This is a genomic window from Amycolatopsis sacchari (genome assembly GCF_900114035.1).
Taxonomy (GTDB): Bacteria; Actinomycetota; Actinomycetes; order Mycobacteriales; family Pseudonocardiaceae; genus Amycolatopsis_E; species Amycolatopsis_E sacchari.
Genome location: NZ_FORP01000012.1, coordinates 177,663 through 200,149 on the forward strand (window position 1 = coordinate 177,663; position 22,487 = coordinate 200,149).

A 22,487-nucleotide genomic window follows, 5' to 3' on the forward strand; every position below is an offset into this window, starting at 1 on the left:
GACCGCCTTTCACCCCGCGGGCTGTTTTTCCCGCTCAGCAGTGCGGTTGGCTGCATAGTCGTCTCCTGGTCGATGTCTTCTTCTCGCGGAACTGCGGATGAGCCACAGCAGGAGCAGCGTCGCTCCGCACACCAGCAGGCCGAGCACCACGCTGGTGAGGATGTCCATGGACCCGAGGTTGAGCGCCGAGGCGGCCGAGGCCGACGCGGTCGTCCCGACGGGCGGCTGCGGCAGGGCGTCGAAATCGATGAGCCCGGTGCTCTCCAGCAGCGTGATGTGCCGCAGCACCACCTGGTTCGCGGTGTTGGCGAACGCGCGGATCTCGTCGTTGCGCGTGCCGGCGCGCACGTTGCCGATGATCGGGAAAGATCACGCCGTGCGCGGCACGCAGCCGGTTGGCGAAGACCCGCTCGAACTGCGCCGACGAAGGGGCGGTGCGCATCTCGGTGAGCCAGCTCTGCTGGTCCGGCGTCGGCTGGTCGGGCAGCACCACGCGGTACTTCGCCGCGAGGTCGCGCACGGCCACGTCGAGCCTGCCGTGGTCGACCATCAGCGTCTGCCCGACGTTGCGCACCTGCGGGGTCTGCGCCCGCACCCTGGCCATGTCGCCGGCGGGCATCTCCCACAGCCCCGCCTGCCGGACGCGGTTGAGCAGGTCCCGGTCCGAGTCGGTGAGCGTCGCGGTCTGTGCCGAGGCGATCGCGGGTACGGCCAATTGGGCCAACACCAGTACGACCACCAGTACCAGCAGTTTCCGGAGCCGGTCAGAGTCCGAACGCATCGGACCGCCCGGGGTCGGTGGCCTTGAGTACCTTCTCGCCGCGCGGCGTGATGGGGAACCACGCGCCGGCCATGCCCTGCCCCGCGGTCTCACCCGGCATCTCGTCCTTGGTGTAGCGGTAGAGCGGCCAGCCGCCGAGCGTGGCCTGGTCGGTGCCGTCGTCCCTGGTCAGCGTGCCGACGAGGGATTGGTCCAGTCCGGTCAGGTGCTCGGTGGCGACGGCGGGCACGGGTTTCCACTGCTGCGCGCACGCGCCCGTGCACGTGGATTTCGGCGGGTTGGCGCTGTCGCGGTCGTAGCGGTAGATGGTGAACCCTCCACCGTCCACGACGATCTGGCCGAGGTCGAACGCGCGCACGGCGGTCAGCGCGGGGCCGATGTCGCTCGTGCCCATGGTCGCCATGCCGCTGGGACCTGCGGCGGAGGAGTACGGGCTGGAGACGTCACAGCCCGTGGTGACCGCGAACACGGCGAGTCCCGCCACGGCGATCGGGATCGCCGATCTCGGTTTTCGTTGCATCACAAAGAGACTTCCTTCCCTGTCGGGGGCCAGGGCGGTCACGTCCACCCGCAAAAGACCTGCGTGCGGACGTGGTGAATCCACTGTGGACGGGGGAGTCCACAGTGGAGTGAAAGCGCTGTCGGGGGTCAGCGCCGTTGGGGCCTTCGCCGGGGGATACGGCGGGTGCCCGAATCCGGTTCAAAGAATGTGAAGGAATTTTTTGGTACTGGACTACTGCCCGGTTCACCGTAAAGATGTCGCCCGTGGGACGCCACAGCCGATCTTCACGAACCGTCGTCGAGCCGGAGGCCGACGCCGGTCCCGACGACCTCGCCGCCGCTCTGTACCAGGAGTTCGGGCGGCCACTGCTGTCGTTCGTGCTGACCTTGACGGCGGGCGACCGGCAGTGGGCCGAGGACGTCGTGCAGGAGACGCTGATCCGCGCGTGGCGCAACGCCGACAAGCTCGACCGCGAGCCGGAGATGCTGCGCGCGTGGCTCTACACCGTGGCCCGCCGCATCGTCATCGACGGCTGGCGCAGCAGGCAGGCCCGTCCGCAGGAGGTGGAGGAGGCCGAGCCCGACTCCGTCGGCGTGCCCGACGAGTCGGACCGCACCCTCGCCGCGATGGTCGTCTACGAGGCGCTGCGCAACCTATCGCCGGAACAGCGGGAAGCCGTGCTGCAGACCTACATCCGGGACCGGACGGTGAACGAGGTCGCGGCCTCGCTCGGCATCCCCCCGGGTACGGTCAAGTCGCGCATCTACCACGCGGTACGCGCGCTACGGCGGGCCTTACGAGATCGGGGGTGACGTGAGGTGGGAGGGGTAGCGCACACCGACATCGCCGCCTACGTCCTCGGCGTTCTCGACGAAGCCGAGAGCGCGGTCTTCGAGGCCCACCTGCTCGACTGCCCGCACTGCCAGCTCGACCTGCTCGAGTTCTACGACCTGCCGGAGATCCTCGCCGAGGTCGGCAAGTACTGGCCGGACCCGCCGATCCCGCAGCCCCGCCCGCTGGGCGGCATGTTCGACGAGCTGGCCAGGCTGCGCCGCCGGAGCCGCATCATCACGCGCATCGCCACGGTGGCCGCGGTGCTGCTCATCATCGCGGGACCGCTGCTCACCCTCGCGCTGCTGCCGTCGGACTCCCGCGGCGAGGCGGCGCCCCCGCCCGCGCCGGTCGCCGCGAGCACCCAGGCGCCGCCGGGCACGGCGAGCATGTTCGTGGGCAGTGAGACCGGGAAGTCGTTGCAGGCGCAGGTGATCGTGCAACCGACGCCGTGGGGTTCGAACGTCGACCTCGAACTCGGCGGTGCCTCCGGGCCCAAGACCTGCCAGCTGGTCGCCGTGCCGTGGGCCGGCACCGAACAGGTCGTCGCCACCTGGACCGTGCCCGCGACCGGCAGCGCTGATCCGCTGCGGATCTCCGGCGGCACCGGCATGTCGCCCGCCGAGATCGCCCGGTTCGAGATCCGCACCACTGAGGGCGAGCTGCTCGCGACCATCCCGCGCTGACCAGGGAAGATAACGGCCAGGTCGCGTTTGAACTACTTGAGCCCCCCATCCGTATCTCCCAGTGACGGGCCTCGGGGGCCTTCTCCGTCACCACTTCATTTCCCGCTGTTGCCCTGGGTGCTGCCCACGCACGCGCGCCCCGGGGTCCCGACCCGAACGAGGAGTAGTTCATGGCCCGCACTGAAGGCCGACATCGCGTCAGTCGCAGAACCAAGATCGCGACCGGGCTGCTCGGCGCCGCGCTCGCGGTCAGCGGCATCGTCGTCGCGACCACCGCAGGTGACGCCGGTTCCGCGAACGCGGACGCGGTGGACAAGGCGTTCTTCGTGGACATCACCACCGTGGCGCCCAACGTGAAGACGCCGAGACCGCAGCGCGGCGCGTCCACCGGGACGTTCACGGTGGACTGCGGCAAGAACGAGAACCAGCACTTCAACCCGGACAACTTCATCGCCCAGCCCGGCGTCCGCAACGGCGCCCAACACCTGCACGACTACGTCGGCAACCTGACCACCAACGCGGACTCCAACAACAAGAGCCTCCTGGCGGGCGGCACCACCTGCAAGAACGGCGACAAGTCCGCCTACTTCTGGCCGGTCGTGCGCATCGACACCGAGGACGAGGAGACCAACGCGCCCGAGTCGGCCGAGGAAGCCGACGTGCAGGCCGAGCGCGACCAGGCCGCCCAGGACGCGGTGACCCCGCGCGTGGACTGCCCCGACGTCGCGAGCCAGCTGGACAACGTGCCGGACCAGGCGATGGCCACGGTCGACAGCGAGCTGGGCAACCTCGACCAGCAGGCCGCGGCCGCCGACCAGCAGCTGGCGGACAAGCAGGACGCGCAGGCGCAGGCGCAGGTGCTCGAACCGCTGAAGGCCCAGCGCAAGGCCAGCATCGACAAGATCAGCCAGGCCACCGGGCAGCAGGTGGACGCGGGTGCGGACCTCGCCACGTGCGGGGTCAAGGACGCCACCAGCAACGGCATCGACAACGGCGACCAGAACAGCGACGGCGCCGGCACGCTCGCCGCGGCGGACAACCAGCGCAAGCGGGGCCGCGGCGGCAACGGCGGCAACGGCGGCAATGGCGGCGGCACGACGGCGCCGTCGTCGAGCGCGGCCGCTTCCACGAGCGCGAGCCAGCTGCCCGGCCCGGACGAGAACAACGAACTGTCCGGCAACGACGGGGAGATCCAGCGCCCCGCCACCGTTTCGCTCACGTTCCGCGGCAGCCCGGTGACCCGGGTGCGGGCGATGCCGAAGTTCCTGCGCGTGCTCACCGGTGACGCCAAGCAGAGCACCAACGGCACCGCCAACGCGCGTGCGGCGTGGACCTGCACCGGCATGGAGGACCGGATCCTCGACAAGTACCCGATCTGCCCCGAGGGCAGCAAGGTCGAGCGGATCCACGACTTCCCCAGCTGCTGGGACGGCAAGAACATCGACAGCGCCAACCACCGCACGCACATCGTGTTCCCCGACGCGAACGGGCGCTGCAAGCGCGGGTTCGTCGCGGTGCCGCAGCTGCGGGTCACGCTGACCTACGACATCCCGCGGGCGGTCCAGCTGGCCGGTCAGTACAAAGTGGACTCCTTCCCCGAGGAGCACCACAACCCGCTGTCCGACCACGACGACTTCGCCAACGTGATGTCGCAGCGCATCATGTGGCGCCTGGTCAACTGCATCAACACCGGCCGTACCTGCAAGGAGTGACGGGTTTCCCGGTGCGGTCCGGAAAGCGCTTCCAACGCTGAACCGGACCGCACCGGGAGCCGTGTGCTGGGTGCCGGTTCCTCCCGGAACCCCGCCCCAGCGAAGGAGAAGCAGACATGACCGCGCGCCCTGTCCTCTCGATCGTGGCCGTCGCCGGCCTCGGCCTGCTCGGCGCCTGCAGCGCCACCACCGGTTCCGGCGCGGCGCCCGCGGGCCCCGCCCCGACCTCCGTCGTCGTGCAGCGCCAGGCGGTCGCCCAGAACACGACCAAGCTGGTCGCCGCCGAGGTGGCCGGGCTCGGCCAGGTGCTCACCGACGAGAACGGCAGGACCCTCTACCGGTTCGACAAGGACACCGCGAACCCGCCGGCGTCCACTTGCGACGGTGACTGCGCCACGGCGTGGCCGCCGGTGATGGCCACCGGCTCGGTCGACGTGCAGGGCGTGGACCCCGCGCTCGTCGGCACGGTGACCCGCAGCGACGGCAGCAAGCAGGTCACCGTCAAGGGCTGGCCGGTCTACCGCTACGCCAAGGACTCCGCGGCGGGCCAGGCCAAAGGCCAGGACGTCGGCGGCCTGTGGCACGCGCTCACCCCGGGCGGCGGCAAGGCCGCGAGCGCCGAACGGCAGACCGCGATCAACACCACGAACATCCCCGGGCTGGACACGGTGCTCACCGACCAGAACGGCATGACGCTCTACCTCTACACGAAGGACACCAAGAAGCCGTCGAAGTCCAACTGCGACGGCGCGTGCGCGACCGCGTGGCCCCCGCTGCTGGCGAACGGCGAGGTCGCCGTCAACGGCGTCGACCCGAAGCTCGTCGGCAAGGTCACCCGCAGCGACGGCAGCGTGCAGGTGACCGTGGGCGGCTGGCCCGTCTACCGGTACGCCAAGGACACCGCACCGGGACAGGCCAACGGCCACGGCGTCAACGGCGTCTGGTTCGAGGTCGAACCGGCCGGCTGCAAGGTCGCCGAAGGCAAGAAACCACTGACCAGCTCCTCCTCGGGTGCCGCGGGCGCGGATCCGGGGAGCGCGAGCTACTGAGAGAACGAGGAGTGACCGGATGCCGGCTCTCTGGGCCCGCAAACGAGCGGCGGTCGCCGACGAGGCACTGATCCGATCGCTCTACGAGGAGCACGGGCGGGCGCTGCTCGCCTACGCGACCCGGCTGACGAACGACAGGGCCGCCGCCGAGGACGTCGTCCAGGAGACACTGGTGCGTGCCTGGCGGCACCCCGACTCGCTCGTCAACGGCAAGGGGTCGGTGCGCGGCTGGCTGTTGACGGTGACGCGCAACATCGTCACCGACCGCTACCGCGCGAAGGCCGCCCGCCTGGCGGAGGTCGCCGAGACCCCGGTGACCACGGCGGTGCAGGCCGACCACGCCGATTCGGTGGTGAACTCGATGCTCGTGCTGGACGCACTCGAACGGCTGTCGCCGGAGCACCGGGACGTGCTGACCGAGATCTACTTCCGCGGCCGCAGCGTCGCGGAGGCGGCGGAGACCCTCGGCGTGCCACCCGGCACGGTCAAGTCGCGGTCGTACTACGCCCTCAGAGCGATGCGGCAGACTTTCGGCGGGAGCAGGCAAGTGGCTTTTTCGGAGGTGACTGTGTGATTCCCGAGCACGAATCCCGCGCATTGGGTGCTTACGTGCTCGGCGCACTGGACCTGCAGGAGATGCGTGCGATGGAGCAGCACCTGGCTTCGTGCCGGCGCTGCCAGGCGGAACTGGCGGAGTTGCGGATGGCCCACGCCGCGTTGGCGGACCTGCCGCCGGAGGCGTTGCTCGACGGCCCGCCCGAGGGCGGGGACCTGGTGCTGCAGCGGACGCTGCGGCGCGTCCGGGAGGAGAGCGGCGCCCAGCTGCGCAAGCGGCGCACGGTCGTCGGCGTCGCCGCGGTCGCGGTCGCCGTGGCGCTCGCCGGAGGTGGGGTGGCGCTCGGCCGGACCACCGCGCCCAATGGTGCCGCGCAGGCCGCCGCGCCCGCGGGCACGAAGACCGCGTCGGCCACCGACGCCGCGACGGGGGCGAAGATGAGCGTGTCCGTCCAGCCCGCCGCGGGCTGGGTCCGGCTCGACGCGTCGGTAGCCGGGATCCCGCGTGGCCAGAAGTGCCGCCTGTTCGTCGTGTCCCGTGACGGCACGCGCGAAGAGGCGGGCAGCTGGCTGGTGTCGGAGGCCGGTGAGCACGACGGCACGAAGCTGTCGGGCGCCGCGCTCGTCGCGCCCGCCGACGTGACCGCAGTCGAAGTGGAGAACTTCGCGGGCCAGCGCTACGTCACAGTGGGCCTGTGAACCGCCCACAGACATCTCTCAGGAATCTGTGGCACGGTGGTTGACGTGCGAGTTCTGGTAGTCGAGGACGAAGAGCCGCTCGCGGACGCCATCGCCCGCGGGCTCCGCCGCGAAGGCATGGCGGTGGACGTCGCGCTCAACGGCGACGACGGGCACGAGAAGGCCACCGTCACGCGTTACGACGTGGTGCTGCTGGACCGCGACCTGCCCGGCATGTCCGGGGACGACCTGTGCAAGGAGATCGTCGCCTCGGGAGAGCTGACCCGCGTCCTGATGCTGACCGCCAGCGGCACGGTGTCCGACCGCGTCGAGGGGCTGTCCCTCGGTGCCGACGACTACCTGGCCAAGCCGTTCGCCTTCCCCGAGCTGGTCGCCCGCGTGCGGGCGCTCGGCAGGCGGGCCACCCCGGCCGCGCCGCCGCTGCTCACCGCGGGGGACGTGGAGCTGGACCCGGCCCGCCGCACCGTGCGCCGCGCCAGCGGGCCCGTCGAGCTGACGCGCAAGGAGTTCGGCGTGCTCGAGGTCCTGATGGCGGCCAAGGGCGCGGTCGTCAGCAGCGAGGAGCTGCTGGAGCGGGTGTGGGACGAGAACGCCGACCCGTTCACCACCACCGTGCGCGTGACGGTGATGACCCTGCGCAAGAAGCTGGGGGAGCCTGGCATCATCGAGACCGTGGTGGGGTCGGGATACCGGGTGCCGGACGCCGGTTCGACGAAGGGGTGAGCCCGCGCGGCGGGCTGCTGCCGGTGAACAGCCTGCGGGCGCGGATCACGCTGCTCGCGACCGGGCTGGCCGCCGGCGTGAGCCTCGTGCTGCTCTGGCTCGCCTGGACGCTGGTCGGGGACGCCGTCGCGGCGGTCCCGCAGCTGCCGCCGGGCACGGCCGTGCGCGTGGACGGCGTGGACGTGGACGCCACCGCGCTGGCCGCGCACATGCGGGACCACGCGCGGGACAAGGTGCTGCTGTTCGGCTCGATCGCGTTCTTCTGCGTCGTCGCGGCCACCGCGATCCTCGCGTGGACCTTCACCTCGCGGGTGCTGCGCCCGCTGCGGGAGATCACCGGCACCGCGCGGCGGCTGTCCGTCGAGTCGCTCGGCGAACGCATCGGCGACGTGGACTCCAAGGGTGAGCTGGCGGAGCTGGCGCACACCTTCGACGCGATGCTCGACCGGCTGCAGGCCGCGTTCGAGGCCCAGCGCCACTTCGTCGCGAACGCCAGCCACGAGCTGCGCACGCCGCTGTCGGTCATCCGCACCGAACTGGACGTCACGCTGTCCGATCCGGACGCCGATCCCGCCGAGCTGCGCCGGATGGCGGGCGTCGTCCGCGACGCGACCGAACGCGCCGGGCAGCTGGTGAACTCGCTCCTGCTGCTCGCTCGCACCGACGGCGCCGGGCTGGCGGTGAACGAACCCACGGACCTGGTGACGCTCGTGTCGAGCGCCTGGCGCGCGGTGCGCGGGGAGGCCGACCAGCGCGGGATTTCCGCCCGCTTCGCGACGGAACCCGCGCCGGTGCACGGTGATCCGGCGCTCCTGGAACGGATCGCGGGCAACCTGCTGGAGAACGCCGTGCGGCACAACGTCGAACACGGCTGGATCGAGGTCACCACCGGTACCGGGCCGCGCTGGTCCACCCTGCGGGTGCGGTCCTCCGGCGGGCTCGTCGACCCCGCGACGGTCGCCGAGTTGTTCGAGCCGTTCCGGCGGGCGGGCGTCGCCCGCACCGCGCGGTCGGGTGCCGGGCTCGGCTTGTCGATCGTGCGCGCGGCCGTCGAGGCCCACGGCGGCCACGTTTCGGCGGAACCCGTTGTGGGAGGCGGGTTGTCGGTGACTGTCTTGCTGCCGGCAGGGACTTAGGTCACCGATTTCCCGGTATCGCCCTTTCGGAGGTGTGCCCGCCCCGCGCGTGGGAGCAGCGTGGCCCGCACCCGGACTGGAGGAGGCGAGATGCGACGCCACACGCAGAAGACCTACTACATCGTCAACGAGGGCGAGTTCGGTCTCGACCGCAACGGCGAGCCGCACCACTGGTGGCCCGCACCGGAAGCCGAACCGCGGCGGTTCCGGTTCTCCCGCATCGATCCCACCCGCAAGGGGCCGCGGCTGGACTCCGCGTTGCTGCAGGAGCTGGCGAAGGCGATGACGGCCCGCAGCGACTCCCCGGACGGGGACATCCCCGCCGGGTTCACCTACCTCGGCCAGTTCGTCGACCACGACCTCACCATGGACCGCACCGCCGCCTCGCTCGGCGAGGACGTCACCGTGGACGAGCTCGTGCAGGGCCGCACCCCGGCGTTCGACCTCGACTCGCTCTACGGCCGCGGCCCGCGGCACCCCGAGGACAAGCGGTTCTACCAGCCCGACGGCATCAAGCTGCGCATCGGCACCACCGCGCTCGTGCCGGGCGACGACGCCGGGGTGAACGTCAACCGCACCGGGTTCGACCTGCCGCGCGCCGGCAGCGGCCCGACCAAGCGGGACGAGCGCGCGGCGCTGATCCCCGACGCCCGCAACGACGAGAACCTCGCGGTCGCCCAGACCCACGTGGCGTTCATCAACTTCCACAACCGCGTGGTGGACCGGCTGGCGGCGCAGAGCGTGCCGAGTGCGCTGCTGTTCGACCGGGCGCGTGAGGAGGTCGTGCGGCACTACCAGTGGGTGCTGCGCCACGACTACCTGCCCAAGATCGTCAAGCCCGTTGTGGTGGAGGACGTGTACGCGCACGGCAGGAAGTTCTTCGAGCCGACGACCGCCGGCGGGCCCGCGACCATGCCGGTGGAGTTCTCGGTCGCCGCGTTCCGCCTGGGGCACAGCATGATCCGCGACGCCTACCTGTGGAACCGCGTGTTCGACTCGCCGCCGAACCTGCAGGGCACGTTGTTCCTGCTGTTCGTGTTCAGCGGCACGTCCGGCACGCTCAGCTTCACGAACGACCCGGCCGACCTCGACGAGCCGAACTTCGGGGACAACCTGCGCCTGCCGACGAACTGGATCGTGGACTGGCGGCGGTTGTTCGACTTCTCGGAGTTCGACGAGCCCTTCCACGGGCCGGGCGTGAACATGGCGCGCCGCATCGACACGCTGCTGGCCAACCCGCTCCACGCGCTGCCGGCGGGGTCCTTCGCGGGGATCGAGCAGGGGCTCGCGCAGGACGACGTGCAGCGCAACCTCGCGTACCGGAACCTGTTGCGCGCCAACATGGTCGAGCTCGCGACCGGGCAGCAGATGGCCGAGCTGATGGGGGAGCAGCCGCTGACCGCCGACCAGGTCCGCACCGGCAAGGGCGGCGCGGACCTCGGGCAGCTGCCCCGGGAGCTGATGAACCAGCTCGTCGAGAACACCCCGCTGTGGTTCTACGTGCTGCGGGAGGCGGAGGTGAACGACGGGCACCTCAACGGCGTCGGCGGGCGCATCGTCGCCGAGGTGTTCCACCGCTGCATGGAGGCCAGCCGGTATTCGATCGTGCGTGACCCGGAGTGGCGGCCGTGGCTGGGCCGCGGGGAGAAGTTCACGATGGCGGACCTGCTGCTCGTGGCGGCCGACGGGAAGCTGGAGAACCTGAACCCCCTCGGCGACAAGCCCTGATCGTCCAGGGGAGTTATCGTGCAGTAATGGTTCCTGCGAAGCGGTTGAACAACGACGTCGAGATGCCCAGCCTCGGTTTCGGGGTGTACAAGATCCCGGACGACGAGGTCGAACAGGCGGTGCACACCGCGATCGAGGCCGGGTACCGCAGCATCGACACCGCGACGCTGTACCACAACGAGCGCGGCGTCGGCGCTGCCGTGAAGTCCAGCGGGCTGCCGCGCGAGGAGCTGTTCGTCACCACGAAGCTGTGGAACACCGAGCACGGCTACGAGCGGGCGCTGAAGGCGTTCGACGGGAGCCTGCGGCAGCTGGGCCTGGACTACGTGGACCTGTACCTGATCCACTGGCCGGTGCCCAGCCAGGACCTCTACGTCGAGACGTGGCGTGCGCTGGAGAAGATCCTCGCCGACGGCCGGGCGCGGGCGATCGGCGTGTCGAACTTCGCGATCCCGCACCTGCGGCGGCTGCTCGACGAGGCGGAGGTCGTGCCCGCGGTCAACCAGGTCGAGCTGCACCCGCACCTGCAGCAGGCGCAGCTGCGCGGGTTCCACGCCGAGCACGGCATCGTGACCGAGTCGTGGAGCCCGCTGGCGCGGGGCCGGATGCTGGAGCACGACATCCTCACCACGATCGCCCGCAAGCACGGCCGGACGCCGGCGCAGGTCGTGCTGCGGTGGCACATCGAGATGGACCTCGTGGCGATCCCGAAGTCCGTGAACCCCCAGCGCATCCGCGAGAACATCGACATCTTCGACTTCGAGCTGGACGCGCAGGACATCGCCGCGATCGCCACCCTGGAGTCCGGCGGCCGCACGGGCGCCGACCCGGAGGACACGTAGGGCGTATTACTATACCGGCGAGGTGCTAGGCTGGCGGTATAACTATACCGACCATCCTGCGACGCGAGGTATTCGTGATTGAACTGAAGACGCCCGCCGAGATCGAGCGCATGCACGTGACGGGGCGTTTCGTCGCCGAGGTGCTCACCGAGGTCGGCAGGCTCGCCGACGTGGGCGTCAACCTGCTGGACCTGGAGCACCACGTGCGCGGCATGATCAAGCGGCGCGGGGCCGAGTCGTGCTACTGGGACTACGCGCCCTCGTTCGGCAAGGGCCCGTTCCGCAACGTCATCTGCCTTTCGGTCAACGACGCGGTGCTGCACGGCCTGCCCCACGACTACACGCTGCGCGACGGCGACGTGCTCACCGCGGACCTCGCGGTCACGATCGACGGCTGGGCCGCGGACTCGGCCCGGACGGTCATCGTCGGCACCCCCGCGGAGGAGGACCTGCGGCTCATCCGCGCGACCGAGGAGGCACTGGAGGCCGGCATCGAGGCGGCGCGGCCGGGCAACCGCATCGGGGACATCTCGGCGGCGATCTGGACGGTCGCCCACGACTACGGCTACCCGGTCAACACGGAGTTCGGCGGGCACGGCATCGGCCGCACCATGCACGAGGACCTGCACGTGTCGAACAAGGGGCAGCCGGGCCGCGGGATGAAGCTCCGCCCGGGGCTGACGCTCGCGCTGGAACCGTGGTTCGCCCGCACGACGGACCGCATCGTCTACGACCCGGACGGCTGGACGATCCGCTCGGCGGACGGCTCGCGCACGGCCCACTCGGAGCACACGGTCGCCATCACCGAGGACGGTCCGCTGGTGCTCACCCGCCGGTCCACAGAGGACAGTTGATCCGGTGCGGCGGAGGGCCTGGGGTGGCCCTCCGCCGCCAGGAACCTACGCCGGCACCGAGGCGACGCCGGGCGCCAGGAACGGCTTGCCGTTGACCTTCGTCGAGATGCCCGTCCGGTCCAGGTACGGCGTGATGCCGCCGAGCCAGAACGGCCAGCCCGCCCCGAGGATCAGGCACAGGTCGATGTCCTGCGCCTCCGCGACCACGCCCTCGTCGAGCATGATGCGGATCTCCTCGGCGATCGCCGACAGCGCGCGCTCGCGCACCTCCTCGGCGGTCGACGGCTTGTCGCCTTGCTGCCACAGCGCGGCGACCTCCGGGTCGACGGTCTGCTTGCCCGACGAATCCCACTGCCACACCGCGGTCTTGCCGGAGTCGACGAACCGCTTGAGGTTCTCGCTGACGCCGAACCGGTCGGGGAACGCCGCGTGCAGCGTCTCGCCCACGTGCAGCGCGATCGCCGGGCCGACGAGCTGCGTGAGCACCAGCGGCGACATCGGCAGGCCCAGCGGGTCGAGCGCGTGGTCGGCCACGTCGAACGGCGTGCCCTCGTCGATCGCCGTCAGCACCTCGCCGAGGAAGCGCAGCAGCAGCCGGTTCACCACGAACGCCGGCGCGTCCTTGACCAGCACGCTGGACTTCTTCAGCTGCTTGCCCAGCGCGAACGCCGTCGCGAGCGACGCGTCGTCGGTCTTCTCGCCACGCACGATCTCCAGCAGCGGCAGCACCGCGACCGGGTTGAAGAAGTGGAAGCCGACGACCCGCTCGGGGTGCTGCAGCTTCGACGCCATCTCGCTCACCGACAGCGACGAGGTGTTGGTCGCGAGGATGGCCTCCGGCGAGACGTAGGACTCCAGCTCGCCGAACACCTGCTGCTTGACGCCCATCTCCTCGAACACGGCCTCGATCACGAAGTCCGCGTCGGCGAAGGCCGCCTTGTCCAGCGAGCCGGACACCAGAGCCTTCAGCCGGTTCGCCTCGTCCGGCGAAATACGAAGCTTGGCTTGAAGCTTATCCACCTCACCGTGCACATAGGACACACCCTTGTCGATGCGCGCCTGGTCCACGTCGGTGAGCACGACCGGCACCTTCAGCCGTCGCACGAACAGCAGCGCCAGCTGCGAGGCCATCAGACCGGCACCGACGACGCCGACCTTGCCCACCTTGCGCGCCAGCGACTTGTCCGGCGCCCCGGCCGGCCGCTTCGCGCGCTTGTTGACCAGGTTGAACGAGTACAGCCCCGCCCGCAGCGTGTCGTCGAGCAGCAGCTCGGCGAGCGCGTCGGTCTCGGCGGCGTAGCCCGCGTCGAGGTCGTTGTTCCGCGCCAGCTCCAGCAGCTCCACGGCCTTCGCCGCACCCGGCGACGCGCCGTGCGTCTTGCCGTCCACAATGGACCGTGCGCGGGCGATCGCGTTGTCCCAGGCCTCGCCGCGGTCGATCTCGCGGCGCTGCACGGTGACCTCGCCGTTGACGACCTCGGCCAGCCACGCCAGCGACTGCTCGAGGAAGTCCGCCGAGCCCAGCACCTCGTCCACAATGCCCAGCTCCGCGGCCTTGGCCACGTTGAGCATCTTGTTCTGGTTCAGGGCGTTCTCGATGATCACCGTGACCGCGGCGTCGGGTCCGACGAGGTTCGGCAGCAGCTGCGTGCCGCCCCAGCCCGGGAACAGGCCGAGGAACACCTCGGGGAACGAGATGGCCGCGGTGTTCTCCGACAGCGTGCGGTAGTGGCAGGACAGCGCCAGCTCCAGGCCACCGCCCATGACCGCGCCGTTGACGAAGGCGAACGTCGGGATCTTCGAGTCCGTCAGGCGGCGGAACACGGTGTGCCCGGTCTCGGCGATCTCCCGCGCCAGCGCCGGGTCGGAAACCGCTTCCACGCCGGACAGGTCCGCGCCGACGGCGAAGATGAACGGCTTGCCGGTGACCGCGATCGCGGCGGGCTCGGCGGCGAACGCCTCGTCCAGCGCGGCGTTCAGGCTCGCCAGGCCCTGCGGCCCGAAGGTGGACGGCCGCGTGTGGTCGTGGCCGTTGTCGAGGGTGATCAGCGCGACGGGCTTGTCCAACCCCGGTACGCGCACCAGCCGCGTGACGGCCTTCGTCACGACCTCGTCGGGGAACGCGGCTTTCGCTTGTTCTGCCGTGAAAGTCACTTGTCGCTCCCGTCGTAGTTCGGGTTCTCCCAGAGCACGGAACCGCCCATGCCGATACCGATGCACATCGTGGTCAGGCCGTAGCGGACCTCGGGGTGCTCGGCGAACTGGCGCGAGAGCTGCGTCATCAGCCGGACGCCGGAGGACGCGAGCGGGTGGCCGCACGCGATGGCGCCGCCCCACGGGTTGACGCGGGTGTCGGTCTGGTCGATGCCGAAGTGGTCGAGGAAGGCGAGCACCTGCACGGCGAAGGCCTCGTTGATCTCGAACAGGCCGATGTCTGAAATGGACAGACCAGTGCGGGCGAGCAGCTTCTCGGTGGCGGGCACCGGGCCGATGCCCATCACCTCGGGCTCGACCCCGGCGAAGGAGTAGCCGACCAGCCGCATGCCGACGGGCAGGCCCAGCTCGCGGGCGGTGTCCTCGTCGGCGAGGATGGCACCGGTCGCGCCGTCGTTGAGGCCCGCGGCGTTGCCCGCGGTGACGCGGCCGTGCGGGCGGAACGGGGTCTTGAGCTTCGCCAGCTGTTCCACGGTGGTGCCGGGGCGGGGCGGCTCGTCCTCGGTGGCCAGGCCCCAGCCGAGCTCCGGGTTGCGGATCGCGACCGGCACCAGCTCGGGGCCGATCTTGCCGGTCTTGACGGCTTCGGCGTAGCGCTCCTGGCTCTGCGCGGCGTACTCGTCGGCGCGCTGCTTGGTGATCGCCGGGAAGCGGTCGTGCACGTTCTCGGCGGTCTGGCCCATCACGAGTGCGGTGGGGTCGACCAGCTTGTCGGCGATGATGCGCGGGTTGGGGTCCACGCCCTCGCCCATCGGGTGGCGGCCCATGTGCTCGACGCCGCCCGCGATGGCGATGTCGTAGGCGCCGAAGCCGATGCCGCCCGCGACGGAGGTGACCGCGGTCATCGCGCCGGCGCACATGCGGTCGATCGCGAAGCCGGGGACGGACTTGGGCAGGCCGGCCAGCAGCGCGGCGGTGCGGCCGATCGTCAGGCCCTGGTCACCGGTCTGGGTGGTGGCGGCGATGGCGACGTCGTCGACGCGTTCGGGCGGCAGCTCGGGGTGCCGGCGCAGCAGCTCGCGGATGACCTTGACCACGAGGTCATCGGCCCGGGTGTTGGCGTAGATGCCCTTTTCGCCCGCCTTGCCGAACGGGGTGCGGACCCCGTCGACGAAGGCCACGGTGCGCACCGCCCGCGCGGTCGGCGCCAGGGGTGTTGCGGCCACGGTTGCTCCTCACGGAAAGAGGTGAAGGATGTACATCCGCACCATAGCCCTTGTTACCCACGGGTAACCAGGGGCGTGGTCCGGTCGAGTGGGACACACCACTCCCGGGGACGCGGCGGCTGGCGGCGGGGCGCTGGCGGGAGGGTGGCTGGCGGCGAGGGCGCTGGGGGCGGGGGCGCTGGCGGGAGGGCAGCTGCGATGGGCGGGGCGGCTGGCGGCGGGGCGCTGACGGCGGGGCGGCTCCGATGGGCAGGGCGGCGGCGATGGGCGGGAGGGCAGCGGGTGACAGGGGCGGCGGGACGGCTGCGATAGGCGGGGCGGCTGCGCACGGCTCCGGGAGCCACTCGCGGCCTCGCGAATGCCACCTCTCGCGCCCGCGCGAGGCACGGCGCCTGGCCATGGAGCGCCGCCAACGGCGGCGGTCACCTGAGCGGCGCCCCGTGCTGGGCCTTCGCCACGCCCCTCGGGAACGCGGCCTCTCGCCGCGCGGTCCACCGCTTCGCATGTGCCGGTTGTGGCGTCGGCATGGCGCCACCGCCCTCGCGAATCTGGCCTCTCGCCGGGTCGCGCTCGGCGCTGGAATGGCTCACTGCTTGGCGCATGCCGGGTGGCCGCAGCTTCCCAGCGGCGCCTCGCGCTGCCACGGCACGCGCCTCGCGCGTGCCGTGGCAGCGGCCGCGCGAAATCGGGATCCGGAAGGCCCACCGCCCCCCGGCGACCCCCAACGGCCCCGAAAGCCGCCCAGCGACCCCCGCTACTTCGCCTTCACCTGGAGGGCTTGCGAGAGTTCCCCGGCGGTCAGCTCGACCTGCCACGGGCGGGCACCTCCGGCCCGCAGCGCCTCGGCCACGCCCTCGGGCGAGCGGTCCTCCGGCGGCCGCCAGCAGGTGCGGCGCAGCAGGTCGGGCAGCAGGAGGTTCTCGACGGGCAGCTGATGGTGCTCCGCGATGCGGTTCAGCGCCGTCCGCGCCGCGGCGAGGCGGGCGGCGGCGTCCGGGTCCTTGTCGGCCCAGCGGTTGGCCGGCGGCGGGCCGTCGTTCGGCTGGGACGGGTTCGGCAGCTCCTCGCGGGGCAGCGCACGCGCCGCCTGCAGGTGACGGAACCAGTTCCCCGTGTAGCGCCGCTGCACGCGTCCGCCGAACACCGGCAGCGCCTGCAGCTCCGCCACGTTCTTGGGCTCCGACAGCACCGCGTTGATGATCGCGCTGTCCGGTAGCACCCGGCTCGGCGCGCGATCGCGCTTGCGGGCCAGCTCGTCACGCGCCTCCCACAGGGCGCGCACCGCCGCGAGACCCCGCGCGCTGCGCACCTTGTGGATGCCCGACACGCGACGCCACGGCTCGGCGCGCGGGGCGGGCGGGGCAGCCGTGCGGACGGCTTCGAACTCCTGCCGCGCCCACTCCAGCTTGCCCTGCGCGGCCAGCTCGGCCTCGAGCTTCTCCCGCAGCGGCACGAGCAGTTCGACGTCGAGCGCCGCGTAGTTCAGCCAGTCGACGGGAAGCGGCCGCTTCGACCAGTCGGCCGCGCTGTGCCCCTTTTCGAGGCGGTACCCCAGCAGCAGCTCGACGAGCGTCCCGAGCGCGACGCGCTCGTAGCCCGCCAGCCGCCCGGCCAGCTCGGTGTCGAACAGGCTCGCCGGGGCGAGGTCGAGTTCGGCCAGGCACGGCAGGTCCTGCGAGGCGGCGTGCAGCACCCACTCCTCGCCGTTGATGGCCTGCCGCAGCGGCTCCAGCTCACCGTCCAGCGCGATCGGGTCCACCAGCAACGTGCCCGCGCCCTCCCGGCGCAGCTGCACGAGGTAGGCCTTGGGCCAGTACCGGTACCCCGAAGCGCGTTCGGTGTCGACCGCGATCGCGCCGGTGCCCGCGGCGAGCTTCTCGCTCGCCCTGGCCAGCTCGACCGGGTCGGAGATCACGGGAGGCGTCCCGTCCGCCGGTTCCCTCAACAGGATCGGTTCAGGAGCCTCGGGGCCGTGATCTGCGGTTTCCACAGCTTTCCACCCTACGGGACGGGCCGACCGCGCCTGGTGGACCCGTCCCGCAGAGCGGTTCGCCTCGGTCAGCGGATGACGCCCGCGCGCATCGCCAGTGCCACCATCTGCGCCCGGTCGCCGGTGCCGAGCTTGCGCCCGATCCGGGACAGGTGCGACTTGACGGTGAGCGCGGAGAGGCTGAGCTCCTCGCCGATCTCCTTGTTGGACTGGCCGTCCGCCACGAGCTGGAGAACCTCCACCTCACGTGCGGACAGTTCGCGCGGGGTGTTGTCCGTGCCCGGGACCCGCGTGCCGGTGGCCAGCACCGGTGCCACGCTCGGGTCCGCGTACACGCCGCCCTCGAGCACCCGCCGCACGCCGTCCGTCACCACCATGGGCGAGGCCGACTTGAGCAGGTACGCCTGGGCGCCCGCCTGGAACGCCGACCGCACGGCGTACGGGTCGTCCGAGGACGCCAGTACGACGATGCGGGGCCAGCCGTGGTTGCGGAGCTCCGTCACCAGCTCGATGCCGGAGCCGTCGGGCAGCCCCAGGTCGAGGATCGCCAGGTCGCAAGGACCTGTCGCACTCGCCCTGGCACGTGCCTCGGCGACCGTGGCAGCTTCGTGAACGGTGCCCGCTCCCATCTGAGCGAGTCGTGCGGCTATAGCCTCCCTGAGCAGCGGGTGGTCATCGACCACCAGTACGGAAAACAGCTCTTCCCGCGGGTGCGGAACCATGCTCGCCGGCAAAGCACCGGCTGGCGTGGATCTGACGGCCTGAGATAAGCCGACGGCAGCCACGTCACTACCTCCCTGGAGTCGGTCGTGCCCCCCGACCGGCACCGGGACTTTCGGCCAATTAGCCGCGCCAGCTCTAGACCGAAAGTGGTGTCGTCGAAGGAGCACTCGAGCCGTCTCCGGGCGTCCGCGGGGGGATCGAACGGGTATCTATCCCGATCGAGTAGTTACTAACTGGTGTCTTTGTAACACGAATGGGTTAATACACGACCAGTGGCTAACGGCTTGCGGAGCGAACACGATAGAGCAAGATTGAGCTGCTGCGGATGCTCGTGCATACGGCCCGTGCATCTGCTCGGGCACCAACCTAGCCCGCGTCAAGCCCTACGGGGAGAGTGTTCACCAGAACGCACTAAAGGTTGCCCTCACCGTTCGCGAGGGCCGTAACCGCCCCCATCGAGGGAACGGGACCGGAAGTCGGCTCCGGGGTTCAGGCCTGCCGGTGCCCGAAGAGGGTGACCCCGACCGGGGGGAGTCCGGCGACGCTCGACATGAGTTGCAGGAACGCCTCGCCGTGGGGTTCGAGGTGCTCGTCCAGCGGCGTCCAGGACGCGCGCAGCTCGAGGTCGTCGGTGCGGGCGGGGCCGGAGATCTCGCCGAACCGCGCGGACGAGGTCTCGGTGACGGTGCCGCCCAGCGCGGTCCAGGTGGCGCCGGAGTGCTCCAGCGCGTCGGTCAGCCAGGACCAGCCGACGGTGGGCAGGAACGGGTCGGTGGCCAGCTCGCGGTCCAGCTCGGCCCGCACGAAGACCACCATCCGCAGCACCCCGTGCCACGCCTCCTGGCCCTCCGGGTCGTGCAGCAGCACCAGCCGCCCGGACGCGGGGACGTCGGCGGGGTCGGTGGTCTCGCAGCTGAGCGCGTAGGCCCACGGAGCCAGCCGCTGCGGCGCGCGGACGGCTTCGAGGGTCATCTCCGGCCGGGGACGGACGGTCTGCAGCGCCGCGACAGCTTTGCGGAAGAGGTCTGGCGCCTGCGTCATCGCGGTCACCCGGCCGACTCTAGGACCGATCTTCGCGGTGGGGGCGTAGACGCGCCGAAGGAAGGCGGCGCCCGGGCGCGTGGCACGATGAACGCGATGTCTACTTCTGCCCCGTCGCGCCGGCGGGCTCAGCGCGATCTGTCCACGGCACCCCTGCTGGTCGCCGCCCGCGGCGGCCGCCCGTCCCGGGTGCCGGTGTGGTTCATGCGCCAGGCGGGCCGGTCGCTGCCCGAGTACCGCGCGCTGCGCGAGGGCGTGCCGATGCTCCAGTCCTGCTTCGACCCCGAGATGCTCGCCGAGATCACGCTGCAGCCGGTCCGCAGGCACGGCGTGGACGCGGCGATCCTCTACAGCGACATCGTCGTCCCGCCCTACGCGGCGGGCGTCGGCATCGAGATCGTGCCGGGCACCGGGCCGGTCATCGCGGAGCCGGTGCGGGACGCGGCGGCCGTCGCGGCGCTGCCCGAGCTGGCGCCGGAGCAGGTCGCCCCCGTGGCCGAGGGCGTCCGGCTGCTGGTCGAGCGGCTGGGCGACACGCCGCTGATCGGGTTCGCCGGCGCGCCGTTCACGCTCGCCTCGTACCTCATCGAGGGCGGCCCGAGCCGCCACTTCGAGCACACGAAGGCGCTCATGCGCTCCGAGCCGGAGCTGTGGCACACGCTGGCCGACCGGCTGGCGACCATGGCGCTGACCTTCCTGAAGGTCCAGCTGGACGCCGGGGCGGACGCGGTGCAGCTGTTCGACTCGTGGGCCGGTGCGCTGTCGCTGCGCGAGTACCGCGAGTTCGTGCTGCCGCACTCGGCGAAGGTGCTGCGCGGGCTCGCGGAGTACGACGTGCCGCGCATCCACTTCGGCGTGGGCACGGGCGAACTGCTGACCGCGATGCGCGAGGCCGGTGCCGACGTGGTCGGCGTGGACTGGCGGATCCCGCTGGACGAGGCCGTGCGGCGGCTGACCGCGGACGGCTCGCCCGCACCCGCCGTGCAGGGCAACCTCGACCCGGCGCTGCTCGGCGCCTCCTGGCCGGTGATCGAGGCGGAGGTCCGCCGGATCGTCGCCGAGGGCCGCGCCGCGGCGGGCCACATCTTCAACCTGGGGCACGGGGTGCCGCCCGGGACCGATCCGGCCGTGCTGACCAGGGTCGCCGAGCTGGTGCACAGCCTGGAGCCGTGATGCGTGTCGCGGTCGTCGGTGGGGGGATCTCGGGGGCCACGGCGGCGTACCGGCTGCGGCAGCGGCTGGGCGACGCGGCCGAGCTCACGCTGTTCGAGTCGGACGGCCGGCTCGGTGGCAAGCTGCGGACGATCGAGCTGGCCGGCACGCCCTACGACGTGGGCGCCGAGGCGTTCCTCGCGCGGCGCCCGGAGGCGCTGGCCCTCGTCGAGGAGACCGGGCTGGGTGACCGGCTGACGCATCCCACCCGTGCTCGCTCGACGGTGCGTGCCGGCGGGCGACAGGTCGGCATGCCCGGCGGAACCGTGATGGGAGTGCCGGGTTCGGTGGACGCCGTCGCCGATGTCTTGTCCGAGGACGGCCGTCGCCGGGTCGCGGCGGAAGCTGAGCTGCCTCCCGTCCGGCTGGACGGGGACGTGTCGCTGGGCGCGTTGCTGCGTGAGCGGTTCGGTGACGAGCTGGTCGACCGGCTCGTCGACCCGCTGCTGGGCGGCGTCTACGCGGGTGGCGCCGACGGTCTCGGCCTGCGGGCCACCCTCCCCGCGCTGGCGAACGCGCTCGACCGGCAGCCCGCCCCGCTCACCGCGGTCGCCGCGTCGCTGCTGCCGAAGTCCGCGAACCCCGCGCCGGTGTTCGGCACGCTCGTCGGCGGGCTCGGCACGCTCATCGACCGGCTGGTGGAGCTGGCCAAGCCGGACGTGCGGTTGCGCACGCTCGTGAGAGGGCTGCGACGGCTGCCCGAGGGTTTTCGGGTCGACCTGGGGGACGAGGCCGAGGACTTCGACGCGGTGCTGCTCGCGGTGCCCGCGCCCGCGGCCCGGCGGCTGCTGGGCGAGGTCGCGCCCGCGGCGTCCGCCGCGCTGGGCGAGGTCGAGGTCGCGTCGATGGCCGTGGTCGCGCTCGCGCTGCCGCCGGACGCGCCGGTGCCGGACGCCTCCGGCGTGCTCATCGGCGCGCGGGAAGGCTTCTCGGCCAAGGCGTTCACGTTCTCCAGCCGCAAGTGGGCGCACGTGGGCGACGACGCGCTGTTCGTGCGCGGGTCCGTGGGGCGCTTCGGCGAACCGGGCGCGCTGCGCGCGGACGACGACGAGCTGGTGCGGCTGGTGCGGGCCGACCTCGCCGAGCTGACCGGCGTCAGGGCCGAGCCGATCGCTACGCACGTGACGCGCTGGGGCGGCGGGCTGCCGCAGTACGGCGTGGGGCACCTGGACGTCGTCGAGCGGGTGGAGCGGGCCGTGGGGGAGGTACCGGGGCTGGCCGTGGCGGGAGCGGCGCTGCATGGCGTCGGCATCCCCGCGTGCATCGCCACGGCGGCTGCGGCCGCGAGCCGCATCACCTCTCAGACCACGGGAAACGCGGCGGTGCCATCATGAAGACATGGCGCGCCTGAACTACAGCGAACTCAACGACACCATCCGCTACACCGCCTGGTCGGTGTTCCGGGCCGAGCCGGGCAAGCTCCCCGAGGACCGGGGCGCGGCCGCCCGCGAGACCACGGAGTACCTGGACGCGCTGGAGAGCAAGGGCGTGGTCGTGCGCGGCGTGTACGACGTGTCCGGTCTGCGCGCCGACGCCGACTACATGATCTGGTGGCACGCCGAGGAGCCGGAGCAGGTGCAGGCCGCGTACACCGGCTTCCGCCGCACGCCGCTGGGCCGGGCCTCGACGCCGGTGTGGAGCCAGTTCGCGCTGCACCGGCCCGCGGAGTTCAACAAGAGCCACATCCCGGCGTTCCTGGCCGGTGAAGAGGCCCGGAAGTACATCTGCGTGTACCCGTTCGTCCGCTCGTACGAGTGGTACCTGCTGCCCGACGAGGAGCGCCGCCGGATGCTCGCCGAGCACGGCAAGATGGCGCGCGACTACCCGGACGTGCGGGCCAACACCGTGGCGTCGTTCGCGCTCGGCGACTACGAGTGGATCCTCGCCTTCGAGGCCGACGAGCTGCACCGCATCGTGGACCTCATGCGCCACCTGCGCGGCAGCGACGCGCGGCGGCACGTGCGCGAGGAGATCCCGTTCTACACCGGCACGCGCGTGCCGCCCGCCGAGCTGATCGCCGCCCTGCCGTAGCGAGCGGGGCGC

At 71.6% G+C, this 22,487-nt stretch carries 21 protein-coding genes and 1 pseudogene; 14 read left to right on the forward strand and 8 right to left on the reverse strand.

Features of this window, described 5'->3' with window-relative positions; all coding sequences use genetic code 11:
• Positions 1-9: 9 nt before the first annotated feature.
• The 3 genes and pseudogenes from BMZ92_RS38230 to BMZ92_RS20970 all read right to left on the reverse strand — a co-directional run bounded on the left by BMZ92_RS38230 (position 10) and on the right by BMZ92_RS20970 (position 1,301).
• Complete coding sequence (locus tag BMZ92_RS38230) at positions 10-348, reverse strand: hypothetical protein (RefSeq protein ID WP_245783176.1); 339 nt, start codon at positions 346-348, stop codon at positions 10-12.
• A 76-nt stretch (positions 349-424) separates the two neighbouring features.
• A pseudogene (locus BMZ92_RS38705) lies at positions 425-781 on the reverse strand (DUF4142 domain-containing protein); the annotation flags it as partial.
• Positions 765-1,301: a hypothetical protein gene (locus BMZ92_RS20970; RefSeq protein ID WP_091510265.1), complete on the reverse strand. Its 537-nt coding sequence runs from the start codon at positions 1,299-1,301 to the stop codon at positions 765-767. The pseudogene BMZ92_RS38705 and the gene BMZ92_RS20970, both read right to left, overlap by 17 nt.
• A 245-nt stretch (positions 1,302-1,546) precedes the next feature.
• On the opposite strand from BMZ92_RS20970, the gene BMZ92_RS20975 reads away from it, so the two are divergent.
• The 11 genes from BMZ92_RS20975 (at position 1,547) to map (ending at position 12,098) form a co-directional block, all read left to right on the forward strand.
• A complete protein-coding gene (locus BMZ92_RS20975; RefSeq protein ID WP_091510267.1) occupies positions 1,547-2,095 on the forward strand; it encodes a sigma-70 family RNA polymerase sigma factor in 549 nt (182 codons plus the stop codon).
• 6 nt (positions 2,096-2,101) lie between these two features.
• Positions 2,102-2,800 (forward strand): zf-HC2 domain-containing protein, encoded by a 699-nt coding sequence (locus tag BMZ92_RS20980; RefSeq protein WP_091510269.1) that lies wholly within the window; start codon positions 2,102-2,104, stop codon positions 2,798-2,800.
• 170 nt (positions 2,801-2,970) lie between these two features.
• A complete protein-coding gene (locus BMZ92_RS20985; protein ID WP_091510272.1) occupies positions 2,971-4,512 on the forward strand; it encodes a DUF1996 domain-containing protein in 1,542 nt (513 codons plus the stop codon).
• A 116-nt stretch (positions 4,513-4,628) separates the two neighbouring features.
• Positions 4,629-5,561: a hypothetical protein gene (locus tag BMZ92_RS20990; RefSeq protein WP_091510274.1), complete on the forward strand. Its 933-nt coding sequence runs from the start codon at positions 4,629-4,631 to the stop codon at positions 5,559-5,561.
• 19 nt (positions 5,562-5,580) lie between these two features.
• Complete coding sequence (locus BMZ92_RS20995; protein WP_091510277.1) at positions 5,581-6,135, forward strand: sigma-70 family RNA polymerase sigma factor; 555 nt, start codon at positions 5,581-5,583, stop codon at positions 6,133-6,135.
• On the forward strand, positions 6,132-6,815 hold the full coding sequence (locus BMZ92_RS21000; RefSeq protein ID WP_245783169.1) for an anti-sigma factor family protein: 684 nt from the start codon (positions 6,132-6,134) through the stop codon (positions 6,813-6,815). The genes BMZ92_RS20995 and BMZ92_RS21000 overlap by 4 nt, the downstream gene beginning before the upstream one ends.
• 45 nt (positions 6,816-6,860) lie before the next feature.
• Positions 6,861-7,538, forward strand: coding sequence for a response regulator transcription factor (locus BMZ92_RS21005; protein WP_177228797.1), 678 nt, complete (start codon positions 6,861-6,863; stop codon positions 7,536-7,538).
• A complete protein-coding gene (locus BMZ92_RS21010; protein WP_245783170.1) occupies positions 7,535-8,674 on the forward strand; it encodes a sensor histidine kinase in 1,140 nt (379 codons plus the stop codon). Before BMZ92_RS21005 ends, BMZ92_RS21010 begins: the two co-directional genes overlap by 4 nt.
• Positions 8,675-8,764: 90 nt before the next feature.
• Entirely contained in the window at positions 8,765-10,402 is a 1,638-nt protein-coding gene (locus BMZ92_RS21015) for a peroxidase family protein (RefSeq protein ID WP_091510278.1), read from the forward strand.
• 26 nt (positions 10,403-10,428) lie between these two features.
• Positions 10,429-11,244: an aldo/keto reductase gene (locus BMZ92_RS21020; RefSeq protein WP_091510281.1), complete on the forward strand. Its 816-nt coding sequence runs from the start codon at positions 10,429-10,431 to the stop codon at positions 11,242-11,244.
• 74 nt (positions 11,245-11,318) lie between these two features.
• Complete coding sequence (gene map / locus BMZ92_RS21025; RefSeq protein ID WP_091510284.1) at positions 11,319-12,098, forward strand: type I methionyl aminopeptidase; 780 nt, start codon at positions 11,319-11,321, stop codon at positions 12,096-12,098.
• A 45-nt stretch (positions 12,099-12,143) separates the two neighbouring features.
• On the opposite strand, the gene BMZ92_RS21030 is transcribed toward map, so the two are convergent.
• From BMZ92_RS21030 to BMZ92_RS21050, 5 genes are all read right to left on the reverse strand, one after another.
• On the reverse strand, positions 12,144-14,252 hold the full coding sequence (locus tag BMZ92_RS21030) for a 3-hydroxyacyl-CoA dehydrogenase NAD-binding domain-containing protein (RefSeq protein ID WP_091510285.1): 2,109 nt from the start codon (positions 14,250-14,252) through the stop codon (positions 12,144-12,146).
• Positions 14,249-15,442 (reverse strand): thiolase family protein, encoded by a 1,194-nt coding sequence (locus tag BMZ92_RS21035; protein WP_091510376.1) that lies wholly within the window; start codon positions 15,440-15,442, stop codon positions 14,249-14,251. The genes BMZ92_RS21030 and BMZ92_RS21035 overlap by 4 nt, the downstream gene beginning before the upstream one ends.
• 790 nt (positions 15,443-16,232) lie before the next feature.
• The gene (locus BMZ92_RS21040) at positions 16,233-17,468 is read right to left on the reverse strand and encodes a ribonuclease D (protein WP_091510288.1); all 1,236 of its coding nucleotides are present in this window, start codon (positions 17,466-17,468) and stop codon (positions 16,233-16,235) included.
• Positions 17,469-17,536: 68 nt separating this feature from the next.
• Positions 17,537-18,253, reverse strand: a complete 717-nt coding sequence (locus BMZ92_RS21045; protein WP_091510303.1) for a response regulator — start codon at positions 18,251-18,253, stop codon at positions 17,537-17,539.
• Positions 18,254-18,680: 427 nt separating this feature from the next.
• Positions 18,681-19,241: a DUF3000 domain-containing protein gene (locus BMZ92_RS21050; protein WP_177228798.1), complete on the reverse strand. Its 561-nt coding sequence runs from the start codon at positions 19,239-19,241 to the stop codon at positions 18,681-18,683.
• 87 nt (positions 19,242-19,328) lie between these two features.
• Between BMZ92_RS21050 and hemE the strand changes: the two genes are divergently transcribed.
• From hemE to hemQ, 3 genes are read left to right on the forward strand one after another with little or no spacing between them, the layout of a single operon-like run.
• Complete coding sequence (hemE, locus tag BMZ92_RS21055; RefSeq protein ID WP_091510382.1) at positions 19,329-20,405, forward strand: uroporphyrinogen decarboxylase; 1,077 nt, start codon at positions 19,329-19,331, stop codon at positions 20,403-20,405.
• Positions 20,405-21,778 (forward strand): protoporphyrinogen oxidase, encoded by a 1,374-nt coding sequence (gene hemG, locus BMZ92_RS21060; RefSeq protein ID WP_177228802.1) that lies wholly within the window; start codon positions 20,405-20,407, stop codon positions 21,776-21,778. The genes hemE and hemG overlap by 1 nt, the downstream gene beginning before the upstream one ends.
• A 4-nt stretch (positions 21,779-21,782) precedes the next feature.
• Positions 21,783-22,475 (forward strand): hydrogen peroxide-dependent heme synthase, encoded by a 693-nt coding sequence (hemQ, locus tag BMZ92_RS21065; protein WP_091510307.1) that lies wholly within the window; start codon positions 21,783-21,785, stop codon positions 22,473-22,475.
• The last annotated feature ends 12 nt before the right edge of the window (positions 22,476-22,487 follow it).

Excerpts from the sequence above, each read along its gene's own strand:
- hemE (WP_091510382.1), top strand. The coding sequence starts at position 19,329 with ATGTCTACTTCTGCCCCGTCGCGCCGGCGGGCTCAGCGCGATCTGTCC.
- BMZ92_RS21015 (WP_091510278.1), top strand. The coding sequence starts at position 8,765 with ATGCGACGCCACACGCAGAAGACCTACTACATCGTCAACGAGGGCGAG.
- hemQ (WP_091510307.1), top strand. The coding sequence starts at position 21,783 with ATGGCGCGCCTGAACTACAGCGAACTCAACGACACCATCCGCTACACC.
- BMZ92_RS20985 (WP_091510272.1), top strand. The coding sequence starts at position 2,971 with ATGGCCCGCACTGAAGGCCGACATCGCGTCAGTCGCAGAACCAAGATC.
- BMZ92_RS21020 (WP_091510281.1), top strand. The coding sequence starts at position 10,429 with ATGGTTCCTGCGAAGCGGTTGAACAACGACGTCGAGATGCCCAGCCTC.
- BMZ92_RS20970 (WP_091510265.1), bottom strand. The coding sequence starts at position 1,301 with ATGCAACGAAAACCGAGATCGGCGATCCCGATCGCCGTGGCGGGACTC.
- hemG (WP_177228802.1), top strand. The coding sequence starts at position 20,405 with ATGCGTGTCGCGGTCGTCGGTGGGGGGATCTCGGGGGCCACGGCGGCG.
- BMZ92_RS20990 (WP_091510274.1), top strand. The coding sequence starts at position 4,629 with ATGACCGCGCGCCCTGTCCTCTCGATCGTGGCCGTCGCCGGCCTCGGC.
- BMZ92_RS20995 (WP_091510277.1), top strand. The coding sequence starts at position 5,581 with ATGCCGGCTCTCTGGGCCCGCAAACGAGCGGCGGTCGCCGACGAGGCA.